The 1563-nt window shown below is 36.6% G+C and carries 1 protein-coding gene; it reads left to right on the plus strand.

Going from position 1 to position 1563, the window contains the following annotated elements; genetic code table 11:
- The first annotated feature begins 237 nt into the window (after positions 1–237).
- A complete protein-coding gene (locus FFM73_RS12485) occupies positions 238–1464 on the plus strand; it encodes an IS110 family RNA-guided transposase (RefSeq protein ID WP_137631940.1) in 1227 nt (408 codons plus the stop codon).
- The last annotated feature ends 99 nt before the right edge of the window (positions 1465–1563 follow it).

Below are 1563 nucleotides of genomic sequence, written 5' to 3' on the forward strand. Positions count from 1 at the left end.
GAAATATACTAAGATAAGGGAGTCAAAATGCGACGGTATTTTGGCTCCTTTTTTGATACATTGAGGATGGGACAAAAGGTCGCGAACGCGTTGGGCAAATAATACTGCCTTAGCCGAAAATGGCCGTCCCTAAAAAAAGATCTGAACATTTGCTCTAAGTATATTGGCTGTTAAAAGTCGGGTTTAGAAAATTAAATAATCAGATCATGCATCTAATAACTTCAATGGAGGTGTTTTATGACTCATAAAATCGTTGGTGTGGGCATTGATGTCAGTGCTTATAAACTCAACATCGCAATTTTAAATACTGATGCTGAATTATTAAGTACGTATCAAGTTGATAGTAGTGCAGCAGGCTTTAAAAGCCTTTTTCATATCTTAAATAAACAGCTGAACGCTGTTCAGATTGTTTTCGAAGCAACTGGTATCTACTCTAATAAACTGGTCCGTTTTTTAAACGAACTACATTTTAGATTTGAATGTATTAATCCATTGGTTGCCAGACAACTAAGTACCGGTCTGCGACAAAATAAGACCGATCGCGTTGATGCAATTAAGTTGGCCCGTATCGCTATTAGTGATAATTTTCAGCCATCCTACGTCCGCAATGAAGCTTATGAAAAGCTCTATCAGTTAGATCGATGGTATGAAAATGAAAACCACGATATCGTTACCTTAAAGAATCGGTTTGATAAAATTCAACAACAGACCTTCCCAGTTAAAGGTTTCCCAGTAGCTAAGGATATTCCCTTATTCTACGAACTGTTTACTATTTTCCCGCATGCAGACCAAGTTTTACAGACTAGTCTTGAACAGGTTACGGAAAGGCTAAAAGATAATCTTTCAAAGCAGCATCCTAGAACTAACTGGAAAAAGTATGCCGAATTACTCCATTCTTATGCAGTAAAAGCCGTTCCAAGTGTTAGGAGCGATGCTCCTAACTCAAGCTATCTAATTCAACTCGGTCATCAAATATTAGCTGTAGTGGCTAGTAAAGCACAAATTATTAAAAAGATGATTGAAATTGGGGAGACCTTTCCAGTATTCAAATATCTCTGTTCCATACCAGGAATAGCTCAACCCTCAGCCATTAGAATAATCGCAGAAATAGGTGATATTAGCCGCTTTGATAATGCTAATCAGATTAATGCCTTCATTGGTATTGATCTTAGACACTACGAATCAGGGCTATTTACGGGTTCAGATACGATCAGTAAGCGAGGAAATAAGATTGCGCGAAAGCTTTTATATCAATGTATCTTCCAAATAGTTAAAACTTGTACTTTGACTCATAGAAAATGCCATATCGCTGACTACTATTACTACCAAACAAAAAAGCAGTCTTCTTCGCCCAAGAAAACTGCCATCGCCTGTATACATCGTTTATTAAGAACGATATATGGCATGTGTAAATACAACGAATCATATCAATATAAGTTCCACCAAAATCAACTGATTCAATAGTATTTTATCACGAAAAAAGCTAAAATCAGTAGGTCTATTTAAGTATGCCCTAATTTCCCTAAACCATCTTATAAAAGGGTTGTCTTTTGGTAGAAAACG

It is taken from the genome of Secundilactobacillus hailunensis, from assembly GCF_005405185.1.
In the GTDB taxonomy this organism is placed as follows: Bacteria; Bacillota; Bacilli; order Lactobacillales; family Lactobacillaceae; genus Secundilactobacillus; species Secundilactobacillus hailunensis.